Annotated in this window: 14 protein-coding genes; 3 read left to right on the plus strand and 11 right to left on the minus strand. The window is 62.7% G+C overall.

Going from position 1 to position 21,577, the window contains the following annotated elements; translation table 11 throughout:
• Window positions 1-73: 73 nt before the first annotated feature.
• The 5 genes from FJV83_RS09395 to tagH all read right to left on the minus strand — a co-directional run bounded on the left by FJV83_RS09395 (window position 74) and on the right by tagH (window position 10,006).
• On the minus strand, window positions 74-2,710 hold the full coding sequence (locus FJV83_RS09395; protein ID WP_142887301.1) for a serine/threonine-protein kinase: 2,637 nt from the start codon (window positions 2,708-2,710) through the stop codon (window positions 74-76).
• Window positions 2,707-3,486 (minus strand): PP2C family serine/threonine-protein phosphatase, encoded by a 780-nt coding sequence (locus FJV83_RS09400; protein ID WP_095793321.1) that lies wholly within the window; start codon window positions 3,484-3,486, stop codon window positions 2,707-2,709. The genes FJV83_RS09395 and FJV83_RS09400 overlap by 4 nt, the downstream gene beginning before the upstream one ends.
• 135 nt (window positions 3,487-3,621) lie before the next feature.
• On the minus strand, window positions 3,622-7,152 hold the full coding sequence (tssM, locus tag FJV83_RS09405) for a type VI secretion system membrane subunit TssM (RefSeq protein WP_185973479.1): 3,531 nt from the start codon (window positions 7,150-7,152) through the stop codon (window positions 3,622-3,624).
• The gene (tssL, locus tag FJV83_RS09410) at window positions 7,152-8,663 is read right to left on the minus strand and encodes a type VI secretion system protein TssL, long form (RefSeq protein ID WP_142887303.1); all 1,512 of its coding nucleotides are present in this window, start codon (window positions 8,661-8,663) and stop codon (window positions 7,152-7,154) included. The genes tssM (FJV83_RS09405) and tssL overlap by 1 nt, the downstream gene beginning before the upstream one ends.
• 263 nt (window positions 8,664-8,926) lie before the next feature.
• Window positions 8,927-10,006, minus strand: coding sequence for a type VI secretion system-associated FHA domain protein TagH (gene tagH, locus FJV83_RS09415; RefSeq protein ID WP_142887304.1), 1,080 nt, complete (start codon window positions 10,004-10,006; stop codon window positions 8,927-8,929).
• Window positions 10,007-10,253: 247 nt separating this feature from the next.
• On the opposite strand from tagH, the gene tssI reads away from it, so the two are divergent.
• From tssI to FJV83_RS09430, 3 genes are read left to right on the plus strand one after another with little or no spacing between them, the layout of a single operon-like run.
• On the plus strand, window positions 10,254-12,581 hold the full coding sequence (tssI, locus tag FJV83_RS09420) for a type VI secretion system tip protein VgrG (protein ID WP_142887305.1): 2,328 nt from the start codon (window positions 10,254-10,256) through the stop codon (window positions 12,579-12,581).
• 9 nt (window positions 12,582-12,590) lie between these two features.
• Window positions 12,591-13,016, plus strand: a complete 426-nt coding sequence (locus FJV83_RS09425) for a DUF6484 domain-containing protein (protein WP_142887306.1) — start codon at window positions 12,591-12,593, stop codon at window positions 13,014-13,016.
• Entirely contained in the window at window positions 13,013-13,366 is a 354-nt protein-coding gene (locus tag FJV83_RS09430; RefSeq protein WP_142887307.1) for a hypothetical protein, read from the plus strand. The genes FJV83_RS09425 and FJV83_RS09430 overlap by 4 nt, the downstream gene beginning before the upstream one ends.
• A gap of 1 nt (window position 13,367) precedes the next feature.
• On the opposite strand, the gene FJV83_RS09435 is transcribed toward FJV83_RS09430, so the two are convergent.
• From FJV83_RS09435 to tssM (FJV83_RS09460), 6 genes are read right to left on the minus strand one after another with little or no spacing between them, the layout of a single operon-like run.
• Window positions 13,368-14,408, minus strand: coding sequence for a hypothetical protein (locus FJV83_RS09435; RefSeq protein WP_095793327.1), 1,041 nt, complete (start codon window positions 14,406-14,408; stop codon window positions 13,368-13,370).
• The gene (locus FJV83_RS37525; protein WP_280951248.1) at window positions 14,399-15,388 is read right to left on the minus strand and encodes a DUF4150 domain-containing protein; all 990 of its coding nucleotides are present in this window, start codon (window positions 15,386-15,388) and stop codon (window positions 14,399-14,401) included. Before FJV83_RS37525 ends, FJV83_RS09435 begins: the two co-directional genes overlap by 10 nt.
• Entirely contained in the window at window positions 15,388-16,410 is a 1,023-nt protein-coding gene (locus FJV83_RS09445; RefSeq protein ID WP_095775023.1) for a beta-ketoacyl synthase N-terminal-like domain-containing protein, read from the minus strand. The genes FJV83_RS37525 and FJV83_RS09445 overlap by 1 nt, the downstream gene beginning before the upstream one ends.
• Window positions 16,407-17,510, minus strand: a complete 1,104-nt coding sequence (locus FJV83_RS09450; protein ID WP_142887308.1) for a DUF2169 domain-containing protein — start codon at window positions 17,508-17,510, stop codon at window positions 16,407-16,409. The genes FJV83_RS09445 and FJV83_RS09450 overlap by 4 nt, the downstream gene beginning before the upstream one ends.
• Window positions 17,510-18,052: a type VI secretion system-associated protein TagF gene (gene tagF, locus FJV83_RS09455; protein WP_095789828.1), complete on the minus strand. Its 543-nt coding sequence runs from the start codon at window positions 18,050-18,052 to the stop codon at window positions 17,510-17,512. Before tagF ends, FJV83_RS09450 begins: the two co-directional genes overlap by 1 nt.
• A complete protein-coding gene (gene tssM / locus FJV83_RS09460; protein WP_142887309.1) occupies window positions 18,034-21,576 on the minus strand; it encodes a type VI secretion system membrane subunit TssM in 3,543 nt (1,180 codons plus the stop codon). Before tssM (FJV83_RS09460) ends, tagF begins: the two co-directional genes overlap by 19 nt.
• Window position 21,577 lies beyond the last annotated feature (1 nt).

Genomic DNA, 21,577 nt, shown 5'->3' on the forward strand with positions numbered 1-21,577 from the left:
GCCAGCTACGCTTTGCGTGTGACGAAGGCCGGCAAAATGAATGCGAGGGGCGAAGGTCCATCGGCGTTCATATCTATCCGCCGAGCCGGAAATACTTGGCGGTGGCGGAGAACTGCAAGCCGTCGGCGCCGATCTCCTCGAGGATCTTTGGCAAAAGCTCGGAGACCGGCGTCGGTTTCGAGAACATCGCGGCTTGGATGTCCTTCGGCCCGGCGATCACCAGCATGATCTGCGGCAGGGGTTTGCCGGCCGACTTGTCGGCGGCGCCTAGACCGATCGGGATGTTGAAGGTCGCCTTGTCGGTCTGCGCCACGATGCGATCATCGAGGTTAAAGGCGATGCCCCTGTGGTCGATTAGCATGACGTTGGAAACCAGCCCGCCACGCGTTACCAGCGTGCCGCTGATCGGCGCGCCATCCGGCACCGATGTCCGGTCGAGAACGAGCTGCGGACTTTCCACACGGTTCCGGTCGAGGACGCGCAGGAAGTTGGTCACTTCACACTGAGACTGCTCGATAAGATGGACATTGATGTCCGGCTCGAGATGGAACCTCGAGCGAAAATCGTTGAGCATCTGCTCGAAGGGCTGCACGGCTGTCGCGAGGCCTTCGATGGCCGCGGAGCTGGCGGTTTGCGATGTCAGCGACGCATAGAAACAGTCGCCGCCGCTGAAGTCGCGCACCCATGAGGCGCGTTGCGCCGCCTCGTCGACCGGCTTTCCCGGTGGAACCGCCGGCTTTGGCACATCGATCGCGACTTCGGTGTCGGGCCGTGTGGTTGCCGGTGGCTGTGGTTGCTGCGACGGCTGCGCCATCTGTGTCGGCTCTGATGGCGAGGTTGGTGGTATCGGCTGGCTGGCCGTCGGGGGCGGGGCAGCCGGTTTCGCCGGCGGGCTGGCTGGCTGCGTCGGCAACCGGCTTTCAGAGGCCGGCGGCGAGGAAGCCCCCGGCCTGGCCAGCTTGGAAAGGATCTCGACCAGGTCCGTTGCACTGGGTTCTGTCGCCGGCGGATTTGCCTGCTGCGCCGGCTTGCTCCCTGCCTCCGCCTGGCTTGGCGCGGACGTCTTCGGCGGGTTCGCGGTCGGTTCCTGGGCAGGCTTGGTCTTGCCCGGGGCCACTTGCGCCTGACTGTTGTCCGTGGTTTCGGGCTGGGCCGCAGGCGGCGCTGGCTTGCCGACGGGGGGCGCTACCGGCGCCTGCTCGGCGGGTTGCCGTGCTTCCGTTGCCGGCGGCGCCTCGGGCCTGGTGGTCGGCACGGGGGTGTCGGTAGGCTTGGCCGGCTCCGGTTTCTGCTCGCCCGCGCCGTCCGCCTGGTTCTCGGCCGGCATCGGGGGCTTCACCTGTGCATCCGGCAGGGCAGGTGGGTTCACCGTCTCGATGGTGGCGGCATTGTCGGATTTTGAAGGCTCTGGCTGAGGCTGCACCGGCGGCTGAGGGTTCGATTCATCCGGCTGCGGCGTTTGAGCCACCGGCTTGGGGGCTTCAACACCGGATTTGGGCACTGGCTTCGGTGTCAGCGGCTTGAGTTTCTCTTCGGCCGGCGGAGGCGCCAGGACGCCGCTGAAGTAAAGGCCGCCGCCCAGCAGGACCGCCAGCGTCACGAGGCCGCCGGCGACGGCCGGCATCCGCGACGGTTTTCGCGGCGCAGCCGGCATGGGCGTGCTGGCCGGCGCGGGCGCTGGCGCAGGCCGGGGTTGTGACAGATGCGCCGGCCGCACATGTTCAACAAAGTGCTTTTCGCCCGCCGAGGCCGAAGGCTGCGGCCCGGACTCGGCCAGCGCCGTCCAGCCGGCGCGCGGCAAGCCCGCGCGGTCACGCGGACCATACGATGCCGGCGGCAATGTCGCGTCGACATCCTCGCCACGCGTTGCCCTGGCGATCTCGGCCATGCTGGCCGGCCGATCGCGCGGATCCGGCTGCAGCATCGCGGCAATGAGCTCTTGGAAATCGGGGTCGATGTCAGACAGGTCCGGCACGGTCCGGCGTTTCTCGATCACCTCATATTGCGAGCCGCTCATATCGAGCGGCTTTCCGCGCAATGCCGCGGCGAGCACCAGTCCGAGGCTATAGATATCGGACTGCTCGCTGACCTCGCCGCCATAGAGACCGAGCTGTTCGGGCGAAACGTAATTGTATTTGCCGGCGAACTTCCCGCCGATCAGCGTTTCACCGCCTACGGCGGCCGATCGGGCGATGCCGAAATCGATGATCTTGGCGCTCTCCACCCGCCCGCCAGGCAGGATGATGTTGTCCGGCGAGAGGTCGCGGTGAACCGCGCCCGCCTGGTGCACCGCGGCGAGCCCCGAAGCCAGGCGATGGCAAAGCCGCCGCACTTCTCCCCCCGGCATCGCTCCGCGACGCATCACGTCGAACAGTGATTGGCCGTCCACGAACTCCATCGCCAGATAGGGGCGGCCGATCCTCGGATCGATGGTGAAGACGTGATAGCGCACCACCGCGTCATGCGACAGGTGGTTGAGGATCGACGCTTCCTTGCGGAACAGCGACAGGATCGTCTGATCGCGGGCGAATTCGGGCAGTACGATCTTGATCGCCACATGGTCGCCGGTTTGGATATTGTGGCCGCGATAGACTTCTCCCATCCCGCCGGAGGCGATCCTCTCGTCGAGTTCGTAAATGCCGCTGAGCTGCGTGCCGACGCCGGCATAGATGTCGTTCGTCGATATCCGGGTCTTGTCCTCGTCGCTCATCTCGCCAGGCTCTCCGCTCCGGACCGATCCGAATGGAGCGCGCCGTTGCGCCCGCCGCCGATCTTCACGAGTACGATGGTCACATTGTCGGTTCCGCCGCGCGCCAGCACCGTCTCCAGCAGGCTTCGGCACGCCGCCTGCGGCGTTGCGGATATCACCGCGGCTTCGATCTCGGCGTCGCTGACATGCGCCGTCAGTCCGTCGGTGCTCAGGACGAAAACATCGCCCGGCATCAGCTCGCCCTGCTGGAAATCGATCTCGAGCTCATCGCTGACGCCGACCGCATGGGTGATGACATGGCGGCGCGGCCAGGTAAGCGCTTCCTCCGCGCTGATCATGCCGCGGTCCAGCAGTTCCTGGACCTCGGTGTGATCCTTCGAGACCTGAAAGATCACACCGTTGCGGACCAGATAGATGCGGCTGTCGCCGGCCCACAAGCAGGCGAAGCGTCCGTCCATTGCAAGCAAGGCCGCGAAGGTGGAGCCGATGGTGATGCCGCGCGATCGCGAGATGTCGCGGATCTCGGAATTGGCGCGGCTCAGCCGGTCTTCGAAGCGCGCGCGAAGGTCCGGCGCCGAGCTCGCAATGCCGATCGTCGCCAGATGATCGACGATGCTGGCCGATGCGACCTCGCCGGCCTCGTGCCCGCCCATGCCGTCGGCCACCACCCACAGGCCGGTCTGCGGCTCTATCAGGTAGTTGTCCTCATTGTGGTCGCGCACGCAGCCCTTATGGCTTACGCCGAAGCTTTCGATGGGAAGGACGACAGAGCTCAATTTGCCACCAAGCGCTTCGCGAGCGTCCTCTGTGACCAATCATGGGCGGCGTGCCCAGGCCACTTTGCCACAAGCGCATACGTTAGAGTACCGAAATGAGGGCTGCGGCCGGCGGCGCGCTGGAACACAGCCATGTCAGAACGCCTTTGGACAGCTGAAGCCGGACAGGGCCGGCAGCAGGAATGGATTGGCCCCCGGTCCGGTCTGCATCGTGTAAGCGACGTCTCGTCCGCCGATCACGAAGCGGGCTTCGGTGTTGGCGCCATTGGCGGTGATGGTCGCCTTGTCCAACAGACGCTTGAAGGCCCACGGTCCTTCGAATTTGAGAGCGGAGTCGCGGCCCGGCATTTCCGGCATCAGGCTAAGGCTGGCGGAACCAGAGGCCGTGCTGGTTGGCCAGGTCACGGTGCTTGGCGCGCTCCCGGCCTGACTGCTCTGGACGGTCTGTCCGTCAATGTCGAGAACCGCGTTATCAGCGTCGCTGTTCAGCGAAAAAGGCGTGATGGTGATCGAAACCGACGGCACCGAGCCACCGGATGGGAAGAAGGCGCTGCGGATTTCGGCGGCCGACTGAAATGATTTCAAGGTCGACTTCGCCAGGTCGCGGCTGGAGCGGACATCCTGTCTCCAGGTCCATTCCTGGCCGGTCATGTCGATCAGCGGCGCAAGGTTCTGTGCGAAGAAGCGGTCCATCAGCCCGCCCGGCGCGAAAAGCTTGGCGAAATCCGCTATCGGGATCTCTCCGGTGCCGTCACTGGCAAAGGGATAGCGACCGTTGACCGCCTCCTCGCAGGCTCGTGTGACCGTCTGGTCGAGGTTCTGGTTGAGGTTGGCCACCGAGGCTTCCGCGACATTGCCTTCGAACTCGTCCGCTGCCGCGTTGACCATGCGCGCAAGCGGCTTCGGAAGACGCGAGGCATTGGCGCGCAGCGTGGAGATCTGCAACTGCAGGTTGGCATTGACGCGTTCGGTCTGTGAAGGGACATCGGCCGAAAGCTTGAGGCTTTGAAAGATGTCGCGGAAATTCCGTGTCAAGGCATCGAGCGGCCGCCGTCCACTGGGGCCGCTGACCAGGGCCTGGAACGGTCGAAACTGTGCCTCGACGCTCGCGCCGGCATTCTGTGTGACGGTCGAGCCCAATCCGGCTCGGCTCTGCGACTTGCCGCCGGCGATCTGCAGGCCGATGCGTGCCAGACCTTTGGCCACGCCGGCGGGGTCTTCCTGCGCCGCGCTGCTCTCGCCCTCGGCCGTGGTGTCCTGTTTCGTCAATGCAGTCTCATCGGCGATCGCGGTGAACAGCTGATCGAGAGGCGAGTCCGGCGCGGCGAGGGCGGAAAGCGCGAGATATTGCGGCTTGTCCTTGAGCAACGCCTTGAACTTGAGCTGGTCGAGCACGCGGTTCCATGCGGAGGAGAATTCCTTGCCGTAGCGGTCGATCAGTTCGGGACCGAGCTTGGGCAGGTCCTGGTCGATGCCGCCCTGTTCGCCGCCTCCGCCGAGCACCCACCGGTCGTTGACGAGCATTTGCGCGATGCGCGAGAGCTGCGGCAGGAAGAAGCGGTTGAAGCCGGCGCGCGTGTAAAGCCCGGGAACGTTGAGATCGGTGAGATCGCTGCCATCCATGCGTTCGAACAGCAGCTGCGCCTCGGGGCCGGCTTTCGCGGCGACGGAGAGGTCCTCCAGCCTTGCGGCGTAGACCGCCGACCTGATCAGCGCCGAAGCGCGGTCGGCAAGGCTCATGCGCCCAAGCGAGCGTTGCGCGGCCTCGATCAGTGGCTGGTTGAGCTCAAAGACGGGATCGTAGGCGTCGTCGAGCGCCAGCATCGCGCGCAGATGCTTTTCGAGCTGCGCCCGGCCCTCGCGGTTGTTCTCGCCGGGATAGCGGTTCTCTTCCCAATCCTGCCTCATCCAGGAGACGATCAACTCGTCATCGACCTTCGGAGCCTTGCCGCCCAGCATCAGGTAGATCTTCAGCGGTTCGTAAAGCGCGATCGGATCGGCCATCCTGGCCTGGATGGTGCGCTCGGCCTGCACCAGCAGCCGGGAGCGGAATGTCCGCTCGAGCGCTTGTCGGTAGGCGGTCCTGGAGGCCGACAGCAGCCTCTCGCGCTGGCTGAGCCCGAACGTCTCCTCGATCGGCTTTGCCTGGTCGCCGTTCTCGAAGCCGGCCGGCAGGTTGCGCAGCTGGTCGAGCGGGCCGATGACGTTTTCGAGGTCGACGTCGGTCACCGTCGTGCTCTTGAGCAGCGGATCGGCGCTGTCGCGATACTGTGCCATCGCCTGCCTGGTGGAGGCGATCAGCGACTTGTTGGCGAAGAAGCTGAGGCCAAGCACGCCGAGAGCCGCCGAGGCCGCCAGCGCAATGGCGGCGAGACCGCCAAATCTCGCGAGCCTGGCGCGCCGTTCGGCCACCCGGTCGAAGGATACCCAGCCCGATTCCGGGAAGATCACATTGGTCAGCAGATCGTGCAGGAAGAAGCTCTTGCCGGTGCCGGAAAGATGCGCCTGCGAGGTGCTGCCGAAGCTGCGGCCGATCGTGCCCAGCACCTGGTCGAACGGTGTTCCTTCCTGAGTACCAGAGGAGAAATAGAGACCCCGCAGGCTGACATTGACATGCGATCGAGAGGCATCGAACAAGCTGCCGATAAAATGCGCTATCCGGTTCCCGAGGGCACCGAACTGCGCCGGGAAGCCGAAGATGGCGATGCGCGCCACCGGGTCGGCCTCCTCCTGCAAGCGATCGACGACTTCTTCCGCCAAGCGCTTCGCCAGCCGGTCGAGTTCGGCCGGCGCTTCGCCGGCCATGTTCCTTGTGCGATCGGCGGTCTGGAACGTCGCGCCCCACACCTTGCGCCTGCGCGCTTCGTCGAATTGGCCGAAATAATCCATGAAGCCGGAAACGAGATCGGACTTGGTGAAAAGCAGATAGACGGGAAACTGGATCTTCAGCGTCTCGTGCAATTCGCGCAGGCGGCTTCTTATCTCGGTCACATGCGCCTCGATATGCCGGTCGTCGAGGCCGATGAGATCGGCGAGGCTGATGGCCAGGATCACGCCGTTGATCGGTTGCCTTACGCGGTTTTTCTTGAGCAATCCGAGGAAAGCAAGCCAGCTTGCCTTGTCGCGCTCGCGGTCCGATTCATGCGTCGTGTAGCGGCCGGCCGTGTCGATCAGCACCGCCTCATCGGTAAACCACCAGTCGCATGACCGGGTGCCGCCGACGCCGGCCACCGGCTGGGCATTGCCGGAGCCCGCAAGCGGAAATTTCAGGCCGGAATTGACCAGAGCCGTCGTCTTGCCGGCACCTGGCGGGCCGATGATGAGGTACCAGGGAATATCATAGAGGAAGTTGCGCTTGCCGCTCGTCCGCTTCAGCGTCGCGATGGCCTCGCTCATGCGCGCTTCGAGCAGCTGTGCATCGTCGTTGCGCTCGTCGCTGCGCACGATGGCCGCTTCGAGCGCCTTTTGCGCCTTGCGCCTTTGCCAGAAGCCGATGCCGTAGAACAACGCCGGCACGGCCACCGTCACCCCGATGATGATCGCCCTGAGCCACACGGATCCGAGCGGGCGGGTATCGGCGAAGCGGATCAGCGGTCCGGCATACCAGACGGCTGTCGAGAAGCCGGCCAGGGCCAGCACGCTGAATATCCGCAGCAGCCAGCGCATCAGTTGCCGTTCTCCGCCGATCCGGTCTGCAAGGTCTCCTGTTTCGGGATCATCACGTCGACGCGGCGGTTCCTGGCGCGGCCGTCCGCCGTCGCGTTGTCGGCGATGGGTTCGTCTTCGCCCTTGCCGTCCACGCTCAGGCGCGATGGATCCTTCAATTGCCTGGCGATCATCGCCTGCACGGCCTTCGCGCGGGCGACCGAGAGATCGAAATTCGATTTGAACGCGCTCGACTTCTTCGGCTTCACATTGTCGGTGTGGCCGACGATCCCGATCGGTCCGGCCTCGGCGTCGAGGGCCGTGGCGATATCGGCCGCGATCGGCTGGAACTGTGCCTTCAACTCAGCCTGGCCGGATGCGAACAGAAGCTGGTTGCTGATCTCGACAACAATGAAGTCGCCCTTCGTGCCGACGTTCAGTCCGCCGGCGGCGATCTCCTGGGCGAGTGCCGCGCGGATGCGGTCGATCTGCGTGGTGTCCGGGGGAGCGGGTGGCGGCGGTTTGGCTTGCACCGGTTCGGCGGGTGCCGCCACGCTGGCGCGTTCAATGGTGAGAGGAGTCGAAGGATTGAGCGCCAGCAGCGCGCCGGCGGTTGCATCGCCTTCATCGGTGATCAGGATCCGCAGCCCGAAAAAGGCCGCCGTCACCAGGGTCGCCGCAGCGGCTGCGATCGCCCACAGAGGCAGCCGCCCTCCTGGCCTGACTATCGCCGCCATGCCTTGCCACCGGGGCGAAATGTCCTCGGCGGCGCGCGGCCTGAAATAGCGCAGCGTGTCGTAGACGTCGCGCCGGACGTGCTCGAGTGCGTTGCGTTCGCCGGACAATCCCCGATACTGGCCCTCGAACCCCAGCGACAGGCAGGCATGCATCAATTCGAGCAGGTCGTAATGGGCTTCAGGCTTGGCGAGGATATTGTTCAGCGCTTCATAGAAGCCGGTTCCTGTCGGTCGTATGTGAAAGAACTGCACCACCAGACTGTGCTGAAGCCAGGTTTCCTTGTTTGGCCAGGGCAGGTTGCCGACCAGATCGTCGGCGGTTTCGCAAAGCGCAAATTTCGCGATCCGTGCGTCTTCTTCCCCGATGCCGGCTTTGGCCATGGTGTAGTCGAAGGTCTCGATGGCGTCTGCGATATGCGCCGCCAAGGCTGCGGCTTGCCGTTCGACCGGTATCAGTCGCAGCTGACCGAACAGCATGAGCAAGGGGGCTGCGGCGGCAAGGATAGGATTTGGCGCGGCATACTTCACGCCAGCGGTGGCGTCGAGCAAGGCGTCCTGCCGCAACGCCGGTGCCGCCTCAGGCTCAGCCCCGTGGCCGGCTTCCTGAACGACCACGGTTCCGGACGACCAGCCGGGGGGCATTTGCCGGCCGAGGCCGGGGTCGAACACTGTCGATTCCCTGGCGGGTGATGGCGCACCGGAACTATCGGGAGCCACGCGCGGCTTTTGCCTTGGCCGTGGCGCGCGGATGACGGTTTTGTCCGGTGGCTCGGAGGGATCGTCCTTCGAGTTCATCGGCGCGCCACCGTCGAGGTGCGCGTACCAGGCTGGGTATCAACAGCGAGCCGGATGGAAAGACTGATCTTGCCGAAACATGACATTCCTGCACACGCCCCAAGCCACGCCGCTTTGCCAGCCAGGCAAGCACCCATGCGCTATCCTAGTCGCACCGCAAGCCGATTGAAATCGGAAAGCAGGATGATCAAGGAAGCGGCTTCTTCCAGGGGGCCCCTCACACAGCCCGTAAGAGCGTTGCCGACGACATTTGCCGAGCGCGGCTATTTCTGCTTGCCAGCCTTGGTGTAGGCTTCGGCGAAATAGGCGAGGAAGACATCCAGCATGCCGTTTTCGTGCTTGTCCTCCATCGTCCGCCACGTTGCGACGAGCGCGTCCCAGGCCTGGCTTTTCCTGGACGAAAAGGACGCAGGCGGGATTCTTTTGGCGATCGCCTCCGGCGACAGGTCGTCGAGCAGCCTCGAGAGCGCGGCCTGCATGGCGGCGTAGGTTGCGATTTCGTGGGTCTTCAGGTCGCGGAACGCATCCTCGATGCTGTGCCTGGCATCGAGATAGCCGGCCCGGCGCTTGGCAAACATGATCTCGAGTATGTCGTCGGTGCCCGGCACGAATTTCAGCGGGTTGTTGTCCTCGGCGCCGATCATGGTGCGGTGCGCGCTCTTGGCGAGCACCTTGGCGGCCGCCCGCGCCTTGAGCAGCAAGGACAGTTGCTCGACCGTGGTTCTCAGCACCGCACCGATCTCGGCAGCGACGTCATGCGGGTCGCGCGACTGCAACAGCTCCGGCGACAAGCCGGCCGCCTTGGCGATATCGCGCAGTATCCCGTCCGCTTCCGCCGACTGCTTGGCCGGAACAGCGGGGGTGGACTGCAGCGCCGAAGACGTCGGCACCGGCGCCGCCTCGGTCAGGCGCTGCCCCGCTGGATTGTGGAATGGCGCGCTGCCAGGTTCCAGCGGCCTTCCCGTCGTGGGCGGCAACTCGCGTTGCGTTGAACCGGTCCTGGCTTGCGGATGCCCGGTGGCGACGCGCTCTTCGTCGACCGAAACGGCGACGACATAACGGCCGATCAGCAGCCGGTCGCCTTGGGTCAGCCGATGCGGCGCATTCATGCGCTGGCTGGAGCCGTTGACGAAAGTGCCGTTGCGCGAGACGTCATGAAGCCAGAACGAGCCCGCCTGATAGTGGACTTCGCAATGCCGGCCCGAGATGAACTTGTCGGGGTCGGACAGTGTCCAGTCGCAATTTTCGCGCCCGATTTCGAAGCTGCGGTCGCGGGCGGCATAGCTGGTCGCTATGCCTGGCGGCAGTCTGTCAACATTGCTGATCTGGAGCGAAATGAACATTCGACGCCACTGGCAAACCTGAAATCCCAGGCATTCTAGCATCTTGCCAGCGCAGTGGGAGAGGTGCGCCTCACATGAATGCACGCCACGGTTTAGACATTGCTTCTGTTTGGCCTCCATCAAACATATGCTAGGCTTGCTTCGGTCCGATGCGGTGAATTCGAAAACCTCCCGAGCGTGATGCAGTTTACGGAGCGGGGGCTTCAATCCATCACACTGGCGGCCGCGTCGAGGAGGGGCACGCCCCATGCCGAACGAACGTGCCACGGTAGTACACACGCCGGTTGGCGCCGATGTGCTGACCTTCACCCATCTTGTCGGTCGTGACGAGATCAGCCGAAGTTTTGCCTATACCGTCGGGTTCGTCAGCAAGAGCCGCGACGTCGATCCGCTGAAGATGCTGGGCGGCGTCGTTTCGGTCGAAGGTGAATCCGATCCAAAGCGTTGGTTCAGCGGCCTGGTGTCGGATTTCAAGCTAACGCGCATAGAGGACCGGCTGGCCTATTACGAGGCCACCGTGAGGCCATGGCTCTGGTTCCTCGGCAACACCACCGACTGCCGCATTTTCCAGAACATGACCGCTGTGGAGATCGTCGAAAAGATCTTTTCGAAATACGGCATCGCAAAATTCGAGAAGCGGCTGCAGGGCTCCTACCCATCGCGTGAATACTGTGTCCAGTATGACGAGAGTGATCTCGATTTCGTGCAGCGGTTGTTCGAGCACGAAGGCATTTTCTATTTCTTCGAGCATGATGAGGACAAGCACACGCTCGTGCTGTGCGATGCGATGAGCAAGCTGAAGCCGGCTCCGGGCTACGAGAAGGTGCTTTACAATTTCGAGGGCTATGGCTCGCGACGCGACGTCGAATACATCACCGAATGGATCCCGGGCAGTGCGGTGCGGCCAGGCGCCTACGCCCATACGGACTATGACTTCGAGAAGCCCGGCGCCGATCTGATGGCGAAGTCCGCCCAGCCATTCAGCCACAAGGAGGCTTCGGGCGAAAACTACCGCCAGCCCGGAGCGCATCTCGATGTCGGGCGCGGCGACACGATCGCCGGGATCCGCCGCGAGGAACTTCAGGCAGTGCATCATCGCAACACCGCCGTCGGTACGGTGCGCGGCCTTTTTTCCGGCTGCAAGTTCACGCTCGAAAGCTTTCCGCGCGACGACCAGAACACGGAATATCTGGTTGTAAGCGCCGAATACCGCCTGTTCGATCCGGGCTACCGGACCCAGAACGAAGCCCACATCGAGAATTTCAAGGTGGTGCTGGGCGTAGCGCCGACGAAATTGCCCTATCGGCCGCCGCGCATCACGCCCAGACCGATCATGCGTGGCCCGCAGACGGCAACGGTGGTCGGCCCTTCGGGCGAGGAGATATTCACCGACAAATACGCGCGGGTGAAGGTGCAATTCCACTGGGACCGCCTCGGCAAGAAGGACCAGAACTCGTCCTGCTTCGTGCGCGTGTCCCAGACCTGGGCCGGCAGCGGCTGGGGCTTCATCCAGATCCCGCGCATCGGCCAGGAGGTCATCGTCGATTTCATCGAGGGCGACCCGGACCTGCCGATCATCACCGGGCGCGTCTACAATGCCTCCGAGATGCCGCCTTACGCGCTGCCGGGCAACGCCACGCAATCGGGCTGGAAGTCCAATTCCTCGAAAGGCGGCGGCGGTTACAACGAGCTGATGTTCGAGGACAAGGCCGGTTCCGAACTGGTCAATTTCCAGGCACAGAAGGACCACCATCTGCTGATCAAGCACGACCGCAACAAGACGGTACAGCACGACCAGTCCGACCGCATCGACCATGACGCCAAGCACTCCGTCGGCCATAACCTCGATGAAGACGTCGGCAACAACAAGACGGTCAAGATCGGCGTCGACCAGACGACGAATATCGGGTCGAACGACACGGAGACGGTGGGCAAGAACCGGTCGCTGACGGTGGGGGCGAACGAGACCATCCATGTTGTGTCGAACTCGACGGAGAACATCGACGCCAATCATTCCCAGACGGTGGGGATCGTCCAGACCATCACGGTGGGCGCAGCACGCATCGACACGGTCGGCGCCGCCGAGACCCGAACTGTGGGTGGCGTTCAGACCAACACGATCGCCGCCGCCCGCACTGTCACGGTCGGCATTAGCCAGAGCCATACTATCGCAGTATCAGACAGTTGGGAGATTGGTGCAGGCCAAAGCGTTCAGATCGGGGCGGATCAAGGAATAAAGATTGGTGGCGGTCAGTCGACGGAAATCGGAAAAAAACGATCCACGAAGATTGGCGAAGACGATGCAACTCAGATTAACGGTGCACATGAGCAGAAGATTGGAAAGGGCAGCCTTGTACAGGTTGGAGAAGACAGCGGTATTATAGTAGGAAAAAATCTGACGATCGAGGCCAAAGAATCGATTACGATTAAATGTGGGGCAGCTTCGATTATTCTAAAAAAAGATGGAACAATTGGAATAAAAGGAAAGAATATTTCGATTGACGCATCTGGAAAAATAAGCGCGGAGGCGTCAAGCGATATTACAATGAAAGGCAGTAAAATACTGCAAAATTGAGGTGATAAGATGCCTGACATATTGAAGCGTATTGACGGTGTAGTAATTGGTATATTTTTAGGATTCGACGCCAGCGCACCATTGGTGGTTTTTGTGGGGAATCCTAAAGATCACGGCATCCGGGCTCGCAGTCTTATTGAGCTTACTTCGGATATGATCGGCGCTGAGGTCGCACTGTTGTTCGAAAGCGGCGAAGCCACACGCCCTTTAATTGTTGGGCGTATTGTCGATCCAACCAAGGGAACGCGACCCACTCATGTGATTGCCGACGGCAAATATACCCGCATCAGCGGTGAAGATCGCGTTGAACTTAGATGCGGAAAAGCGACGATAATCCTGGAGAAGGATGGGCACATCACCATCCGCGGAACTTATGTCACGAGCCATGCTAGTGCCACGAACCGAATTCGTGGTGGATCGGTGAACCTTAATTGACCCCGGCGCCCGTCATTCCCGAGATAGTGCGCCAACACGCGGAAATGGCGGCCTTTCTGTGGATTGTATATGACGATGCACTTCTACATCCGGAGGAGAATCCCGAGATGGACGAAGTGCGCATTGCCCGACTAATCGAACGGTTGGAAGCGCATCTCGACGGGCTGCGAGTGGCGCGGGCGGATGGCTTGCGCATCGCCAAGGAGCGCTATTCGGAATTCCCAGAAGCGGGGGAACTGTTTGTGCTTCGAATGTTGGAGCCATCTGCGACAAGGACGCGAGTGTCTGATCTCGACCTAGCAAAGGTGCGAGCTTTCCTTGCCGCCCATGTCGAAAAACAAGAGCCTTGAATTATTCGAAGATAGGATAAAGCCGCGCCCACCGGCTGCCATCGAAAAACATGACGCCGCTCTCGAACATTGCCGCGATTGCGCCAACTGTTGGGGAGATGCTCACGTAGGCTGACTCGATGGACGGCAGCGGAGGGTCGAAAGGCACGATTTCCCCGCCCTGCAGGAGGTTGAGGCCACTGCCCAGCAAGAGCAACACATCGTTGTCGCGTGCCTTGACGTCGAAGAAATATCGTCGGCCAGGGAGGGCAACAACTTCGTCAAAGGCGAGGAAATCCGTCGTGCGCCAAACCACACCCGTACTTGAGAAAACGTACCAGGTTCGACCAGGAGCGGGCAGGATCTCGATAACGGCACCGGAATAGTCGAAATCGAGCGTACGCCAGCGTCCGTCATAGATGCGCAGCGTCGTGCGATCCGGCCGAACATCTGCCAGCAGGAGGTCGGCAAGCAGATCAGCGTCGCCGGCATTGTTCGCTGCTTCCATCTCCGGGGTTGTTTCATCTCGAGAAATATCGATCCCACCAAAGCAAAACTCGTTCTTCCCGAGAACGACTGCATAAAAGCATGGGTCGTATCCCGGCTCACTTGCCTCGGAGGGTACATTCAGGTTTTGCCAATTCTCCGTTGGGGTACGCCGATAGACCTGCCCGCCGAAACCGAATGCAAACAGATAATCACCTGCCTGGACAAGGGTCGTCATCCGGCCAAGGTCCAGCGCGCCTGCTCGATTATAGCCAGCGCCGGGGATAGGATCTGGAGTTGCCGCAGCCGGAGTTAGAAAGAAAACGGTTCCCTCGGCAGTCATTGCCGCCGCCTCGGCGCTACCGGCCCAAACGCCCGACAGGGGAATGAGCGATACGATTTCCTCGAGATCGGTCAGTCCCGTCAGCGGGATACGGTTTCCGTCACGGCGGCCCCCCACGACTACGAGCTCATCATCCTCGGCGTCTTCGTGGTCGCATAGAAGGTAAAACGTGCCCGACGTGGTAAGAACTCCGCCGCGCAGAGAAGCGGGGCCTTTAGGAATTTCTATGGCCATGGCTTATTCAACACTCCTCTCGCCGTCGGACTGAGATTGTTCAGGCTCTTTTCTGCTCGCACAAGCCTGTCCTTATGCGGTTCGGTCTGTTCCATCACCGCCTTCGTGGCAGCTTTGAAGCATTCCGCAGTGATAACGTCGGGGACGAGCTTCTTCAGCGCTTTCAAGCAGTCAATTCTCACGTCGCTCATCTTGGCGACTCCGCTTGGGTTGGCTCTAGTGCTCGCCTGTTTGCCCAAAGCGGTCAACTTGCTGTCCATGGCTTTGTGAACTGCGGTCTCCGTGCTTTTGGACGATCCAACGTGGTTATCAGGAGGAAGACAGATGCACATGCCTTCACCGTGTGAGGGCGCGCCAGGCATTCGTGAGTCGCGTGGATTCTTCAGCCCCCGGACCTTTCTGCGACCGGTTCGGAAAGTGCGATCGGGCACAATGTGGTGGAACTGGTATTTATTACCATCGGCGTCTGTGTTTTTGGCACAGTCTTTCGCCGCATCCGAGGAATACTCACCAACTATGCACTTCGTCCCGTCGGGATTTGGCGGCGCCGCCGCGACCATCTCCGGCCAAGGAGGAGTTTGGCCACCGGGCGACGCGTGGTTGTGCGTTGCGAGATCGGTGAAGCGTATGACCGGCTCGCCCTCGAACTTGACGTTGTTGGACCAAGAGTTGAAATACTTCTTGCCTGTATTCTTCGATGTGACGATTCCCTTTTTCGGCGCACATCCGGCTTCTGTTCCGCTGGTCCGCGAAATATCAGATTTATTCTTGATGTTCACCGTCTTGCCGCCGATGAGGACTTTGCCAGTGCCATTTTCGGTGTCGGATGCTATTCCGAAGGATGGATAGGGGATCGGCACCCCTGGCGGCGTCGCCGGCGTCTGAGGTGGCGTGAAGCACACATCGGGAAACGCAGCAATGGTTTGTGCTTGGACGGCCTTGCCAGAGATCTCTAGCCCATTCGCAAAGACGTTTGACATCAGGCAGCCCTCGCGGAGACGATGGCAGCCCCACAGGCTCCGTCATCTCCCGATGCCTCGATCAACACGGGGTTGCCAGCCGCATAGCCCTTGCGCGCTGCAAAGTACGCCATTCCGATCATGAGCGGGACCACGGCCGCACCGACGTTGCCAAGAGACTCGGCGGGGCTCCAGAGATCTTGAAAGCCTGTGGCGTCGCGCTCCAGGCGCAAGCTCGCAAGGGTAGTTTGCTTGAACCAGTATTGCTCGCCGATGAGGTCAGCAATCCGGTAGCCGACGCGGTTTAGTCCAATGCCGGTTTCATCCAAGGCCAAGCGGTAGGCTGAGGCCATGCCGTCCCCGCGCAATGGCAGATCACGCGGGTTGTTGATTGGCGCAGGATCACGTGCGAGTCCGAGACCGAAGAGGGAAAGGCTACCGTTCGAGCTGCGAGCGCAAAGCACTGCTGCGGCCGCCTCGCCAGGAATAAATCCGTTGGCATTGTCGGCCGTCAGCAGGCGATTTTGTCGTAGGTGATGGCCTACTGCCAATGTCGAGAGGTAGCTGTCCACCCCTACGATCATGACATTCGAAACAGCGCCTGACGCGATCAGCTTACGCGCGTGATCCAAAGCGACGTGTCCAGACGGCCGGCCGTGCGTAATAATGCGTGACGCGATATGCGGCTCGAACTCCAGAATTTTTGCAATTGCGCGCATAAATCGCGAGCTGTCGCGCACCGGCGAGCCAATGCGACCCTCCTCAGCAAGGCACAACAGCAGTGCCGTCTGATCCCTCGCCGCTTCACCACTTGCGAAAGCTTCGCTGATCGCGCCGGCCGCCAGGTGCTCTAGGCGCTTCTCGCCAACCCAATTCCGCGGCAGCGGCACTGGAGCGCCGATCAACCAGTCTCCGCCAGGGCCGACGAATCTCGTCTCGCGAAATCCGTCCAATCTCGCCCGCATTGCGGCACAGCTCGACGGTGCGTCAAGTCCAACAGCGGTGACCATTCCAACTGAGACGATGTCGAGACTGGCGCTCATGCCGCGTCGGCCTCATCTCGTGGCGGCGCATTGAAGCCGCGAACATATACTTTGCCCGTTGTCCTGGCGCGCTCCATTCCGCGCGTAGGTGGCCCGACCCAGCATTCGTTGAAGTCGAGGATCGTGCGCTGGATCCGTTGCGATACCCGCCAGACCAGCGAAAATCGCCGCTTCTCCGGATCGAACAGCACCGTATCGGGCAGAAGCTCGCCCCCGAACGCTTTTTCGCGACCTTTGAACAGCGTCAGCGGCAACGCTGTCGTTGGCATGCGGAAGCTTTCCTTGCCTGCCGGCGTCAAATTTATCAACTGCACGTCCTCGCCGCCCCGCGGATGGTCGATCTGCTGGTCAGGCGGCGCCATCTGGAAATAGCGTTCATCGAAATCCGGCGGCAGGAACGGAAAAATATTGTCGATCCAGTTCTGGTCGTAAGTGCCGCCGAACTCAATACGCCCGGGCCAGCCGCGGCCCATCGGCCCAAAGCTCATCGGTTTGTAGTCGCCGAAGGGCGAGCGGATTTCTTCGTTGACCGCTTGGGTGTTCGGCAGCCGCAGGCCCGGGACTAGACGCTGGTTCTTGGTACGCGACCATCCGGTTCCGACCGGGTTGTATTTATAACTGGCGGGAAGCTTGTCTTCTGGATCCAGCCTGTCGACGCCACCCCAGGCAACGTCATAGGAGATAGGCAGTTTCAGGAAGGGTTGCGGCGACGTGGCGGTAAAGACCGGACCGAGGGCGCGCCATTCGCGGTGGCCAACCACCTCGAACAGCTTAGACCAGTTGCCGACCTTGATGCCGACCGGGACGCGCTCGGCCGGCCGTCCGCCCGGTGCGTAGGCACAGCCATTGGCGATCACGTCGCAGCGCGGCTTGCGGAAGGCGAAGTCCGTCTCCCACAGCGTCGCCGAATAGCCGGGCACGCCGGTTTGCGTGTCGGCCATGACCAGCGGAACCTGTTCGGCCGATTTCTGCACCAGCCCGCCAGGCTTCGTCGGAAAATCGAAAGTGCCCTTGACCACGACCACGATCCATTCGTGGCCGGCCTTGTCCATGCCCATGGTGAACTGATGCGGATAGCCCATCTGGTTCCAGACCTGCATCAGCTCGCCTCCATGTGGCTGGCGGCGATCTGCTCTAGCACCGGCTGCGGCGCCAGCTGGTCGACATCGAAAATATCCGTATGCGCCGACCACATGACCAGATCGTCGATCACATCGCCCTCGCCATCGATTACCGGAACCGGCAGGGCGGCCAGCGCCGCGTCGAGTTCGTCAGGCGTCATCTCGCCCCGCTGTGCGGCGAAGGCGGCTTTTTCGATATTTTCGAACCAGGCATCGGCATAGGCGAGCTTCAGCGGTGCTTCATCAAGACGCGCGACGACGCTCAGCGGAAATTGCCGGCCGACCCTGTCGGCGCTTTGCAGCAGGATGCCGGCCGAGGCGCCGAAGGAACCAGGCCCGCTGAGGAAACGCAGCGCAATGTGCTGCGGCCAGGTTTCCAGTCCGAACAGCGGCACGATATGCTGCGCCAGCCAGCGGTCCCATCCACGCACGAAATCCGCCGGCAGCCGCCGGGTCACGAAATCGCCGGTGGCGGGCATCTTGCCATAGAAGCCGGGCGCGATCAGATCTGCGGCGGACATGTGAACTTCTTGAACATTTCGAGCGTGTAGGGGTTCTCGACGCTGGCGGCTTTGAGTTCGAAATCGGCCCACATCCCCTTCGTCCCGAGCCGCAGGCTGTAGACGTCGGTGAGCTTGGTCGCGGCGAAGCGGCCGCCGCGCAGCATTCTGAGCCACGCCCAGCTGCCGGTCTCGTTGAGCATCACTTCGGGCGAGCCGTCGACCGGCTGGAAAGCGAGGGAGATCACCCCGGTGCCATCCTTGCCGGGCCACGTCATCGGTTGCGGCCTGGTGGCGTTGTTGTAGTAGACGAGGTTCTGGCCATCGAGGTTGAGCGTGACACGCGCCACGTTGGGGGAGAGGTCCTTGGGCTCCAGCGTGAAGTTCATCACCGGGCCGGTGCCGCCCGGAAACAGATCGTCGCGGATATGCCTCGCCTGCTCGAACGCTGCCAGCGCCGCCGGGTCGAGGCCAAAATCGGCACGCCATTTCCACGGCTCGCTGGCGGTGTCGACATAGTTGATCAGATGGTCGGTGGTGAAGGCATCGATCAGGCCGGTCGGCCCGAACAGACGTTGAAAATCGCGCACATTGACATCGACCGCGCTGTCCGGGCTGAACGGATAGCGGTTGTTGAGCGCCGCCTGGCAGAACGGCAGTATGTCGGCCCGCCAGATGGCGTTGAGCTCGTTGGTTACGGCCTTCTGCGACAGGCCGCTGGTGTCGCCGGCAATGCCGCCCAGCCACTCGTTGATCGGCGAAGGCAGGATCTGCGCCTGCCTTGCGACCGCGCCTGTCAGCTCGGCAAGCCCGCCCTGCTTCTTGATCGCATCCTGCGGGTTGGGATTGGCGGTCACCGTCTGCAACACATTCGACAGCGCCGTCAGCGCCACGACGGCGGCGTCGAGCGCCGGCGGCTGGCCGTCGACCTGGGCAATGGTGCCTTTGAGCGGCTTGAAATGCTCGGCAACCAAGCTGCCGGTCATGTCCACCTGGTTGGCGGAGCCGGCGCGCGGCAGGAGCTTGGCGCCCGAGGTCACCACCTTGCCCAGCTTGCCGAGTTTGCTGAGCAGCTTGGAGCCGGTCTTGGCGGCAGCGCCACTTTTGTCGTCGGCCGGCGCGTCGTCGGAGCGGGTGAGGTCGGTCTCCTGCACCACTGCCGTCAACAGGCGCTTCAGCGCGGAGTCGGCGTTTGAAAGATCCTTGAGGTTTTCACTGGCGATGTTGAGATCGGTGAGCGGCGCAAGCCGCATGTCACGCAGGAAAGAGTCCCACTGGGCGATATAGTCGTCGTAGTAGAGCTTCAGGATGTCCTGCGAGAGCGCCGAGACCGACGTCTCCGAGTTCTCCGAGCAGCCGCCGGCAAACACCGCGCGATCGAGGGCGGCCTGTCCCGCCACATCCTCGACCCGGTCGAGGATCGCGTCGTGGAAACCCGCATAAGTGTAGGGCCCGGGAACACCGACGCGCAACGTCTTGTCGGAGCGGCGCGCGAACACTTTGGCGCCGTTCGGCCCGGCGAAATTGGCCGGCACCCATTCCTTGGCGGCGGCTACTTCCGGATCGGCCAGGAGCTGCTTGTAGGCGCGCTGCGGCAGCGAGATCGTGCATACAGTCTTCAGCGCCTCCGCGACCAGCGCCTTGTCCGGGGCGATGTAGCTGTCGTCGACGGCCATGCGGCGGATGGCGGCGATTTGGTGCTCTTCGGCGTCGGCCGTGGGGAAAGGCGGAGCCGGTGCGAATTGCGGCAGGCTGTTCACCCACCAGTTCTGGACGAAATCGGTGTCCATCTGCGACAGGCCGGTCATCATCCGGTAGGTCTTCAGCGCGCCGAGCATGAAATCCGGATCGCGGATTTGCCGCCACATCGTGGCCTCGAGCAGGGCGACCATATGCGGCTCGAGCACGTTGCGCAGCGCATGGCCGTAGGTATCGGTCTGCGCGCGCACCAGCTCCGGCGAAGCGGTAGGGCCAAGCAGGTTATGGACGGCGTCTGGTGGCGCCGTTCGGGCGGTCGCCACCGCGTCCATCGCCGCCAGCGCGCCATCCATGGTCGGCTGCTCGACCGCGGCCGGCGTGGCGGCGACCTGGGTGAGCGGCCCTTGCAGGGCTTCGAACTGGCCGGCCTGTTCGGTGATCGCATTGCGGTTGTCGAGGTAGGACCAGGTGAACACTCCGCCGGCCAGCAGGGCCGCGAGCGCACAGGCGGCGGCGGCCCCGCGCCAGATCCAGGCGCGGCGGCGCTGCGCCAGCGGATCGAATGTTCCAAGGCCGGCCTCCTTGAAGATCACTTCGGTGAGAAGGTTCCTGAGGAAGAAGCTGCGCTTCTCGACGCGCGCCGCCGGCATGGCGCGGCGCGGCGGCAACCCGAAGGACGATGACAACGCCGCGGTCAGGCGGTCGATGGGGGCTCCTTCCTGCGTCGCCGATGTCAGATAAAGGCCGCGCAGCCACGCGGCTTCCTCGTAGCGGCTTTCGCCGAACATCGCCTCGATCAGCACCTGGATCGGCCCGGAGAGGCTCGCCAACTGCGCCGGAAAGCGAAAGATCTCGGCGCGCGAGCCAAGCTTGTCTTCGTCTTCAAGGCGCGGCACTAGCCTTCGCTCCAGCTCGCTGCCAAGCCTGGCCAGCTCCGTCTGGATCATGCCGGCGTTGACGCGGGCATCCAGCGCAAAGGTGGTTCCCCACACCTGCTCGCGCGCGCTCGTCGACAAGCCGCCGAAGAAGGCTTCGAACCCTTTGATCAGGTCGGCCTTCGTCAGCATCAGGTAGACGGGCAGACGAATCTCCAGCCGATCGTTGAGCTCGGCCAGTCGGCGGCGGATCTTGCGGCCGTGCGTCTTGATCGCCTCATCGCCTTCCGAGAGCACATCGATCGACAGCGCGACGATGACGCCGTTGAGTGCGCGGCGACCGCGGTGCTTCTTCAGAAGGTCCAGGAAGCCCAGCCATTCCGCGGCGTCGACGTCCGGCTGGCTCTCCTGCTGGACGTAGCGGCCCGCAGTGTCGATCAGCACCGCGTTCTCGGAGAAAAACCAGTCGCAGTTGCGCGTGCCGCCGACACCCTGCAGATCATCGGTCAGATCGATTGGAAAATTGAGGCCCGACTGGCGCAATGCCGTGGTCTTGCCGGTGGCCGGAGGCCCGACGATCACATACCACGGCATCTCGCGCAGGAACTTCCGTCCGCCGAGCTTGCGACGCTTGAGCTCGGCCATCACCTCGCCGAACTTCGCGCCGACGGCTGCAACGCTCTCCTCGCCGGGGGTAAGCTGCTGTTCAGTCACGGGTGCCGCGATCTCGGCGACGAACATGCGGTTGGCGCGGATCGCGCGCCGTTGCGCGATGATCAGCCAAACCAGCCACAGGATGATCAGGCCCGCGATGATGGCGATGCGCACATTGTCGGATTCGAATGGCGCGTACGGGCCGACCTGGACGATCGGGCCGAACACCCAGATCAAAAGCGAAAGCAGCGCAATGCCGATCAGCGTCCAGAGAAAGCGCGAGGTGATGACCGCCCAGAGGAAGCGCAGGATGAACATC

The sequence above is a fragment of the Mesorhizobium sp. WSM4307 genome, assembly GCF_007003945.1.
Classification (GTDB): Bacteria; Pseudomonadota; Alphaproteobacteria; order Rhizobiales; family Rhizobiaceae; genus Mesorhizobium.

Bases quoted from the DNA above. Each gene is read 5' to 3' on its own strand.
- FJV83_RS09395 (WP_142887301.1), bottom strand. From the start codon at position 2,710: ATGAGCGACGAGGACAAGACCCGGATATCGACGAACGACATCTATGCC.
- tssM (WP_185973479.1), bottom strand. From the start codon at position 7,152: ATGCGCTGGCTGCTGCGGATATTCAGCGTGCTGGCCCTGGCCGGCTTC.
- tssL (WP_142887303.1), bottom strand. From the start codon at position 8,663: ATGAACTCGAAGGACGATCCCTCCGAGCCACCGGACAAAACCGTCATC.
- tagH (WP_142887304.1), bottom strand. From the start codon at position 10,006: ATGTTCATTTCGCTCCAGATCAGCAATGTTGACAGACTGCCGCCAGGC.
- tssI (WP_142887305.1), top strand. From the start codon at position 10,254: ATGCCGAACGAACGTGCCACGGTAGTACACACGCCGGTTGGCGCCGAT.
- FJV83_RS09425 (WP_142887306.1), top strand. From the start codon at position 12,591: ATGCCTGACATATTGAAGCGTATTGACGGTGTAGTAATTGGTATATTT.
- FJV83_RS09435 (WP_095793327.1), bottom strand. From the start codon at position 14,408: ATGGCCATAGAAATTCCTAAAGGCCCCGCTTCTCTGCGCGGCGGAGTT.
- FJV83_RS37525 (WP_280951248.1), bottom strand. From the start codon at position 15,388: ATGTCAAACGTCTTTGCGAATGGGCTAGAGATCTCTGGCAAGGCCGTC.
- FJV83_RS09445 (WP_095775023.1), bottom strand. From the start codon at position 16,410: ATGAGCGCCAGTCTCGACATCGTCTCAGTTGGAATGGTCACCGCTGTT.
- FJV83_RS09450 (WP_142887308.1), bottom strand. From the start codon at position 17,510: ATGCAGGTCTGGAACCAGATGGGCTATCCGCATCAGTTCACCATGGGC.
- tagF (WP_095789828.1), bottom strand. From the start codon at position 18,052: ATGTCCGCCGCAGATCTGATCGCGCCCGGCTTCTATGGCAAGATGCCC.
- tssM (WP_142887309.1), bottom strand. From the start codon at position 21,576: ATGTTCATCCTGCGCTTCCTCTGGGCGGTCATCACCTCGCGCTTTCTC.